This is a genomic window from Streptomyces sp. NPDC055025 (assembly GCF_053608565.1).
Map to the genome: position 1 here is coordinate 1 of NZ_JBSGVS010000131.1, position 8,885 is coordinate 8,885.

The following is an 8,885-nucleotide window of genomic DNA, read 5'->3' on the forward strand; positions in this document are numbered from 1 at the left end:
GCCACCCCGCGGAGTGGCCGCGCACCCCCCCGAGCCCATCCGATCAGCCATCTCCGGCCTTCCCGGGCCACCGACCATCCGGACCATCTATGGGAGACACCGTGGAAAGCAGCGACCACGCCGCGGGAGCGGCACGGCCAACCGCCGTCGCCGCCGCGCCCGTTCTCAACTCGGTCGTACCCAACGCGGGGCCCTCGGCGGGCGGCAGCACCGTCACCTTGAACGGCAGCGGTTTCGTCGGAGTGACCGCGGTCAATTTCGGCGCCACCCCCGCCCTCACCTACTCGGTCACCTCGGCGATCCAGATCACCGCGACCACTCCGGCCGGTACGGGCACCGTGCCCGTCACCGTCAGGGTTCCCGGCTTCACCAGCAACGCGGTCAACTACACCTACGCGCCGACACCGACCCTGACCGCCCTCTCGCCCACTCAGGGGCCCTCGTCCGGCGGCACCTCGGTCGGTCTCACCGGCACCGGCTTCACCGGGGTCACAGCCGTCACCTTCGGTGGTACGCCCGCCACCGGTTATGTCGTCGACTCCGCGACCCACATCACGGCCGTCGCCCCGGCGGGCACGGGTGCCGTGCCCGTCACGGTCACCACGGCCGGCGGTGTCACCGGCCCGGTCTACTACTTCTATCTGGGCGCGCCCGCCCTCATCTCCGTCTCGCCCAGTGAGGGCGCTTCCTCGGGCGGTACCTCGGTCGCCATCAACGGCACCGGTCTCGCGGGGGCCACGGCGGTCACCTTCGGTGGTACGCCCGCCACCGGTTATGTCGTCGACTCCGCGACCCACATCACCGCCGTCGCCCCCGCGGGCAGCGGTACCGTCGCGCTCACCGTCACCGCCCCGGGCGGTGTCAGCAACTCCCTCAACTACACCTATGTGCCGGCCCCGGTACTCACCTCCCTCGCTCCCGCCCAGGGGCCGACGGGCGCCGGGGCCGGTGTCACCCTCACCGGCAGTTCTCTGGCCACCACGACCGCCGTCCGATTCGGTGTCACGCCCGCCGAATTCACCGTGCTGTCGAACACCGCCATCGCCGCGCTCGCCCCGGCGGGTCCCCTGGGATCCGTCGCCGTCAGCGTCGTCACTCTCGGCGGAACGAGCAATTCCCTGACGTATCTGCGGGTACCGCCTCCGATGATCTGACGATGATCTGATTCGGTGCGTCATTCAGATGACAAAAAGCGTCGAAAAGCGTAAGGGAAATGTCGCAACCATAAGAAGAAACGTATCCGCTCGGACGGGTGATCCCTCTGACCCATGCGGGCCGATCGCGCCGACAGCTCCCCGCCGGACCTTGATCCGCGTTCTACGGTCGCTTTTCCGAATCAGGGAAGCGAAATCGTCCCCAAGGGCCGATCGAGGAGTCGAATCAGTGAGGCGTTTGCGAGAGCGGGAAATCTGGAAGACGGCGACTGTCGCGGCATTGGCCGCGGTCGTCGCCCTCGCGTCACCGGCGGCCGCGGCGGTGCCGTCGTCGACCGCCGTCCAGGCGACACCTTCGGCGGCGGCCGTCGGGGAATCCGTGGTGCTGAGCGCGACGGTCTCCTGCACGGCGGACCCCAGCGGCGGTCTCGGCGTGACGTTCTTCGACGGCAGCGACCTGCTGACCACCGTGCCGGTCGGCGCCGACGGCCAGGCCTCGTACCCGACCAGCTTCAGCACGGCGGGCAGCCACACGATCACCGCCGCGTACAACGGCAACGCCGACTGCGGCGCTTCGAACGCCGAGACGACGGTCGTGGTGTCGGAGGCGCCGGTACCCCCGATGCCTCCGATCCGCTACTGCCTGCTCGCCTGCGGCGGCCTGATCAACTTCTCCGCCGGGAACATCCACAACGAGATCAACCTGCACTGACACCTGTCCACGCCCGGTCACGGTGACCACGCCCGGTCACGGGGTAATCCGTGGCCGGGCGTGTGTGTGCGGCGGCACAATGGGCGAATGCCGCGGTTCATCGCTCCCGACGTACGGATCCAGGCCTCGTTCCTCGACGCGATGGCGGAGTTCGTCGAGGAGGGCGCGGGCGAACGGGCCCTGCTGCTCCACGAGATGCGGGAGTTCGCGGCGAGCTGGCACCGGCCCGAGGTCTTCGCGACCTACGTGGACCGGCTCAACGCCGAGCCGCTGGAGGAGACTCCGCGGGTCGACGGCTGGGTGCCCAACACCACGCTCTGGTACGTCGACGGCGACACCTTTCTCGGCCGCCTCGCCATCCGCCACCGGCTCAACCCCTTCCTGCGTGAACTGGGCGGCCATATCGGCTATGCCGTACGCCCCGGCGCCCGTCGGCGCGGCCACGCGACCGCGATGCTGATCGAGGCCATCCCGGTCGCCCGGGGGCTCGGTATCGAGTCCGTCCTTGTCACGTGCGACACCACCAACACCGCGTCGCGCAAGGTGATCGAGGCGGCGGGCGGGGTGCTGGAGGACGAGCGCGGAGGGAAGCTGCGCTTCTGGATCCGAACGGGCGTCTGACGCGTCCTGTTCGGTATGGAGCGTGACAAGTCACCGACGGCGTACGGGAATCCCCAGGCACCGGCGGAGTACGAGCCCGGTGAGGGATGTCTGACGACGGCCGTGCGCATTCCCGTACGGATCGTCGTGCTGCTGATCGTCCTGCCCGTACGCGTCGGATGGGATGTGCTCGTCATCGGCGCGAGGGCGCTGCACCGGGTGACACTGCGCCCGCTGGGCCGGGCGCTCGGACGGCTCGGCCGCGTGCTCGGACGGCTCGGCCGGGTGCTGCTCGTCATCCCGTCGGTGTGGCTGTACGGGACCGCGCTCACTCCGCTCGGCCACGCTCTGGTGTGGCTGGGACGGTACGGGCTGGTGGTACCGGTGGTGTGGGTGTTCCGGAGTGTGTTCGCGCCGGTGGGCCGGGGTGTGGCCTGGCTCGCAGGTGCCACGGGAAGGCTGCTGGTCCGGCTCCACGAGACGTTGCTCACTCCGCTGGGACATGGCCTCGCACGGCTGGCGAAGGCGGTCCTCGTCCGGCCGTGGGCGGCGTTGTGGCGCTTTGTGCTGGTGCCGGTGGTGCGGTACGGGGTGGTGGTGCCGGTGGTGTGGACCTGCCGGAACGTGCTCGCGCCGCTGGGGCGGGGCGCCGTGTGGCTGCTCCGGGTCGTACTCGTCGTACCGGTGAGCTGGTTGTGCCGGCGGGTACTGGTCCCGCTCGGCCGGGAGACCGGTGCCGCGTTCGGCGTCGCCTGGCGGGTCGCCGGGCATGTCTCACGTGCCGTCGGGCGGGTGCTCGCCTGGCTGGCCTGGAATGTTCTGGGGCGTCCGGCGCGTTGGGCGTACCTCACCGTGTGTACCCCGCTCGGCCACTGGCTGCGGGACAGCCTCTGGGCGCCGGCCGCGCGGGCGGCCGGCGCGGTGGGCCGGGTGGCCCGTGACACGCTCCGCACGGCGCGCGCGACGATCCGCCAGGCACGCCGCGACGTATGGCGGACACTGGTCGGGGCGCCCCGTCCGAGGAAGGCTGGGGAACTGCCGGAGGGCCTTACGCGTACTCTGGGTAGTACAACGATCGTCCCCGGCGCGGAGCCCGCACCCGAGATCTCCTTGCGGAAGCGGGGCTGAGCCGGGACCCGGGGGCCACCCCACGTCCGAGGGCGGCGCGTCACCGCGTACCGCCCGCACCGAGGAGAAGAAGCACTGGGCAAGCGACAGCCCGAAGGCCCGCCACCCGCACCGGCGGTGCAGCGCATCCGACTGCGCTACACCAAGCGCGGCCGCCTCCGGTTCACCAGCCACCGTGACTTCCAGCGCGCCTTCGAGCGGGCGCTGCGCCGCGCCGATGTACCGATGGCGTACTCGGCGGGATTCACCCCGCACCCGAAGGTCTCGTACGCCAATGCCGCACCCACCGGCACGGGCAGTGAGGCCGAGTTCCTGGAGATCGCCCTGGCGGAGGCGCGCGACCCGGACAAGCTGCGCGAGCTGCTCGACGAGTCGCTGCCGGCCGGTCTCGACATCGTCGACGCCGTCGAGGCCCGTACGTCGGGGCTCGCCGACCGGCTGACCGCTTCCGTCTGGGAGCTGCGGCTGGACGGCGTCGAGCCACGGCGGGCGGAAGAGGCCGTGAAGGCCTTTCTCACCGCCGGATCGGTCGAGGTGGAACGCCGTACGAAGAACGGTCTGCGGACCTTCGACGCACGGAGTGCCGTGGTCACGCTGGAGTCCGCTCCTCCACAGGCTGATAGGCCGGGGGACGGGCCCTGTGCGATACTGCGGCTGGTTGTTCGGCACGCAACACCCGCCGTTCGACCCGACGACGTCCTGTCCGGTCTCCGAGCTGTGGCCGACCTGGCGCCGCCGGTCCCCGCAGCGGTGACCAGGCTGGCGCAGGGGCTCTTCGACGAGGAGACCGGCACGGTGACCGACCCGCTCGCGCCCGACCGCGAGGCAGTCCGGCCCGCGCCATCCACGGCCGCCGTACTCGCCGCCGCGAAGGCGCCGGAAGGTGCAGGTTCCGCGTAGGGCGGTCGTTGTAGCGCAGCTCTGGGACTCGGGAGCCACCTGGGTCGGGCCGCGCACTGACCAGAAGACTTTCGCCAGGCCGTGCGTACATCGCGCAGGGAACCGGCGAGCCAGACATAACAGCTCCCGTGCGGCGCCCGCGCCCCGGACGGCGGCCATCGCGCACACAGCGCGAGCCGCGGCCGGACCGGATTCAGGCGTGGCGCCCGGGAGCGTGACGGGAGAAACCCCCGCATGCTTGAGCCCACCGAACCCGGAACACTCCGGGACACGACCACCGACAACGACAACGAAGAGAACAACACCCCCAGCGACACGCTGCCGCCGCGCCGCAGGCGCCGGGCCGCGTCCCGGCCCGCGGGGCCGCCGGCCGGGGGTGCCGAGAGCGGCGACGCCGTGAGTTCGGCCGAGACGGTCCTGCCGGCCATACCGGCCGCCGAGGCGGCCGTGGCCGCGGGGACCGCGCAGGACGCCGGGGCGGCCGTGGCCGCGGCCGACGAGCCCGCGCCGCCGCGTACGCGCCGTCGTGCGACACGCAAGGCGGCGGCGCCCGAGGCGACCGCGTCCGAGGCGACCGCGCCGGACGCGACAGCCGGGACGGCCGCGCCGACCGAGGGCGCCGGGAGTGCTGAGACGCCTGTGGCCGAGGAGGCCGCGCCGCCGCGTACGCGCCGTCGTGCCACCCGTAAGGTCGCGGCGCCCGAGACGACCGTGCCCGAGGCGGCCCTGTCCGAGACCGCCGTGTCCGAGGCGGTGACGGCTGAGAGCGCCGGGAGTGCCGGGACGCCTGTGGCCGAGGAGGCCGCGCCGCCGCGTACGCGCCGTCGTGCCACCCGTAAGGTCGCGGCCCCCGAGGTCACCGCGCCCGAGCCCGCCGCCGAGCCGGAGCCCGTCGTGGCCGCCGCCGAGGAGAGCCCGGCCGAGGAGCCCGCCGCTGTGGAGGCCGAGCCCGTACAGGCCGAGCCCAAGCCCGCCACCCGTACGCGCCGCCGTGCCACCCGCAGGGCCACCGCGCCCGCCGGTGCGCCGGGCGCCGACGAGGGCGAGAGCCAGGAGGGCGAAGGTCTGCCGCAGGACGTCGTCGCGCAGATCAGCGCCGACGAGGAGCATGTCCGCGCCGCCGAGAAGGCCGCGAGCCGTGGCCGTACGCGCCGCAGGGCCACCGCGCCGGAGACCACCGCCGCCGAGCCCGTGAGCGGATCCGTGACCGCGTCCGCGTCCGTGGCGGAGCCCGTCGAAGCACCGGAGCGTTCGCGCCGCCGTGCCGTCCGGCCCGCCGTGGCCGTCTTCCAGGCGCCCGTGTTCACCGAGCCGATGTTCCAGACCCCGGAGACCGCGGCGGCCGCCGCGGCCGCGGTCAGGCCCGCGTACGACGACACCTACGACGCCGAGTACCCCGTCGGCTACACCGACGACGCCGATCTCGACCAGGACCTGGACGACGAGAGCGAGACCGGCACCGGCACCGTGGCGGCGGCCGAGCCCGTCGCCGCGCCGGAGCCCTCCGGCCGTCGCAGGCGCCGCCGTCGCGGCGAGTCCGCCGAGCCGGTGGAGAGCGCGCCGGCCGCCGAGGAAGCGCCGCACGACTCCGTGGACGAGACCGGGGCCGAGGCGGAGGGTTCCGCCGAGGGCGATGACTCCGACGAGTACGAGGACCGTCCCTCGCGCCGTCGCCGCAGGGGTGGCAGGCGCCGCCGTCGCGGTGAGTCCGCCGATGCCGACGAGAGCACCGACGAGCAGCACGACGAGTCCGCCGAGGACGGCGACCGCGAGAGCGACGACGACGAGGAGCACGACGAGACCGAGGCGGAGTCGTCCGGGGGCGGCGGTTCCTCCAGCAGCCGTCGCCGTCGCCGCCGTCGCCGTCGCAGCGGTGACGGCGCCGCCGAGGCCGAGTCGGGCGGCGACGACCCGGAGCGTACGGTCGTCAAGGTCCGCGAGCCGCGCGAGCGGCGGAGCAAGGACACCGAGCCCGGCACCGGCGCCGACGAGGTGCAGTCCATCAAGGGCTCCACACGTCTGGAGGCCAAGAAGCAGCGCCGCCGCGAGGGGCGTGAGCAGGGCCGCCGCAGGGTGCCGATCATCACCGAGGCGGAGTTCCTCGCCCGGCGCGAGGCCGTCGAGCGGGTGATGGTCGTCCGCCAGAACGGCGAGCGCACGCAGATCGGTGTGCTGGAGGACAACGTCCTCGTCGAGCACTACGTCAACAAGGAACAGGCCACCAGCTACGTCGGCAACGTCTACCTGGGCAAGGTGCAGAACGTACTGCCGTCCATGGAGGCCGCCTTTGTCGACATCGGCAAGGGCCGCAACGCCGTTCTGTACGCGGGTGAGGTCAACTTCGAGGCGCTGGGCATGGCCAACGGCCCGCGCCGGATCGAGAGCGCGCTCAAGTCCGGCCAGTCGGTACTCGTCCAGGTGACGAAGGACCCGATCGGCCACAAGGGCGCCCGGCTCACCAGCCAGGTCTCGCTGCCCGGCCGCTATCTGGTCTATGTGCCCGAGGGCTCGATGACCGGCATCAGCCGCAAGCTGCCCGACACCGAGCGGGCCCGGCTGAAGACCATCCTCAAGAAGATCGTTCCCGAGGACGCGGGCGTCATCGTCCGTACGGCCGCGGAGGGCGCCAGCGAGGACGAGCTGCGCCGTGATGTCGAACGGCTCCAGGGGCAGTGGGAGGACATCAAGAAGAAGGCGAAGAGCGGTAACGCGCCGACCCTTCTCTACGGTGAGCCCGACATGACCGTCCGGGTCGTCCGCGACATCTTCAACGAGGACTTCACGAAGGTCATCGTCAGCGGTGACCAGGCGTGGGAGACCATCCACGGCTATGTCACACATGTCGCGCCCGATCTGTCGGACCGGCTTTCGCGCTGGACGGGCGAGGCCGATGTCTTCGCGACGTACCGGATCGACGAGCAGCTCATGAAGGCGCTGGACCGGAAGGTCTGGCTGCCGAGCGGTGGTTCGCTGGTGATCGACAAGACCGAGGCCATGGTCGTGGTCGACGTCAACACCGGGAAGTTCACCGGGCAGGGCGGCAATCTCGAGGAGACCGTCACCAGGAACAACCTGGAGGCGGCCGAGGAGATCGTGCGCCAGCTGCGGCTGCGCGACCTGGGCGGCATCGTCGTGATCGACTTCATCGACATGGTGCTGGAGTCCAACCGGGATCTGGTGCTGCGGCGGCTGCTGGAGTGCCTGGGCCGGGACCGTACGAAGCACCAGGTCGCCGAGGTCACCTCGCTGGGTCTGGTGCAGATGACCCGTAAGCGGGTCGGCCAGGGGCTGCTGGAGTCGTTCTCCGAGACCTGTGTGCACTGCAACGGCCGCGGTGTGATCGTCCATATGGAACAGCCCACGACGGCTGGTGGCGGCGGCAACGGCAAGCGCTCCAAGAAGCGCGGTCGTGGTGGCGTGTCCGGTACGGACCACGACCACGACCACGAGCTTGTCGAGATCACGGCGGAGACGGAGGCCGACGGCGAGACGGAGGCCGAGGTCGCCGCCGAGGTGGCCGCTCCCGCCGCGCTGGCGGAGCCGGCGTTCGCGCCGGACGAGGAGCTGTTCAGCAGCGTGGCGGAGGCCGAGGCGGCCGTACGGGGACGTTCGCGCCGCCGTGCGTCGCGCAAGGCCACGGCCCCGGCGGGTTCGCCCAGGGCGGTGGAGCCGAAGGCCGTGGAGCCGGAGGCCCCGGTCGTCGAGGCGCCCGTGGCGGTGACCGTGACCGAGCCCGAGCCCGAGGCGCCCGTCGAAGAGGCGGCCCCCAAGGGCCGTACGCGCCGTCGGGCCACGCGCAAGGCGACGGCCCCGGCAGGTTCGCCGAAGGCCGGGGACGACGTGGCGGCGGCCGAGGTGGTCGTGCCCGTGTCCGAGCCCGTGTCCCCCGTGTCCGTACCGGCGGAGCCGGAGGCCGTGTCCGAGCCCCGTTCCGCCGAGCCGGCCGAGGAGACGCCGGAGGAGCAGCCCGTGGCGGCTCCGCCGCGTGTGCGCCGCCGGGCGACCCGCAAGGTCACCGCCCCGGCCGGTTCGCCCACGGGCGCCGAGGACGCGGCGGTCGTCGTGGTGACGTCACCGAAGTCGGACGAGCCCGCGCAGGCCCCCGCCGAGGACGCTCAGGAGGTCTCGGAGCTTCCGGAGCCCTCGGAGGAGCAGCCCGCGGCCAAGAAGACGGCACGCAAGACCGCCGCCAAGAAGGCCACCGCGAAGAAGGCGGCCGTCAAGAAGACGACGGCCGCCAAGAAGACCGTGGCGAAGAAGACGACGACGGCCAAGAAGGCGACCGCCAAGAAGACGGCCACGAAGTCGGCGGCGAAGAAGACCGCGGCGGCGGAACAGCAGACGCCGTCCGGGGTCAGCGCCACCACGGAGGAGTAGGACTCCTCCGTCGC

The 8,885-nt window shown here is 72.2% G+C and carries 6 protein-coding genes; all 6 read left to right on the top strand.

The window, feature by feature from the left end; translation table 11 throughout:
• Positions 1-101 precede the first annotated feature (101 nt).
• Positions 102-1,154 (top strand): IPT/TIG domain-containing protein, encoded by a 1,053-nt coding sequence (locus tag ACWGDX_RS38855; protein ID WP_453633477.1) that lies wholly within the window; start codon positions 102-104, stop codon positions 1,152-1,154.
• A gap of 229 nt (positions 1,155-1,383) precedes the next feature.
• Positions 1,384-1,866 (top strand): Ig-like domain-containing protein, encoded by a 483-nt coding sequence (locus ACWGDX_RS38860; RefSeq protein WP_453633479.1) that lies wholly within the window; start codon positions 1,384-1,386, stop codon positions 1,864-1,866.
• A gap of 87 nt (positions 1,867-1,953) precedes the next feature.
• Complete coding sequence (locus tag ACWGDX_RS38865; RefSeq protein ID WP_453633481.1) at positions 1,954-2,487, top strand: GNAT family N-acetyltransferase; 534 nt, start codon at positions 1,954-1,956, stop codon at positions 2,485-2,487.
• 15 nt (positions 2,488-2,502) lie between these two features.
• Positions 2,503-3,594, top strand: coding sequence for a hypothetical protein (locus tag ACWGDX_RS38870; RefSeq protein ID WP_453633483.1), 1,092 nt, complete (start codon positions 2,503-2,505; stop codon positions 3,592-3,594).
• Between the two features lie 117 nt (positions 3,595-3,711).
• Positions 3,712-4,494: a TIGR03936 family radical SAM-associated protein gene (locus ACWGDX_RS38875; RefSeq protein WP_453633485.1), complete on the top strand. Its 783-nt coding sequence runs from the start codon at positions 3,712-3,714 to the stop codon at positions 4,492-4,494.
• 234 nt (positions 4,495-4,728) lie between these two features.
• Complete coding sequence (locus ACWGDX_RS38880) at positions 4,729-8,871, top strand: Rne/Rng family ribonuclease (RefSeq protein ID WP_453633487.1); 4,143 nt, start codon at positions 4,729-4,731, stop codon at positions 8,869-8,871.
• Positions 8,872-8,885 lie beyond the last annotated feature (14 nt).

Bases quoted from the DNA above. Each gene is read 5' to 3' on its own strand.
- ACWGDX_RS38870 (WP_453633483.1), top strand. From the start codon at position 2,503: ATGGAGCGTGACAAGTCACCGACGGCGTACGGGAATCCCCAGGCACCG.
- ACWGDX_RS38865 (WP_453633481.1), top strand. From the start codon at position 1,954: ATGCCGCGGTTCATCGCTCCCGACGTACGGATCCAGGCCTCGTTCCTC.
- ACWGDX_RS38880 (WP_453633487.1), top strand. From the start codon at position 4,729: ATGCTTGAGCCCACCGAACCCGGAACACTCCGGGACACGACCACCGAC.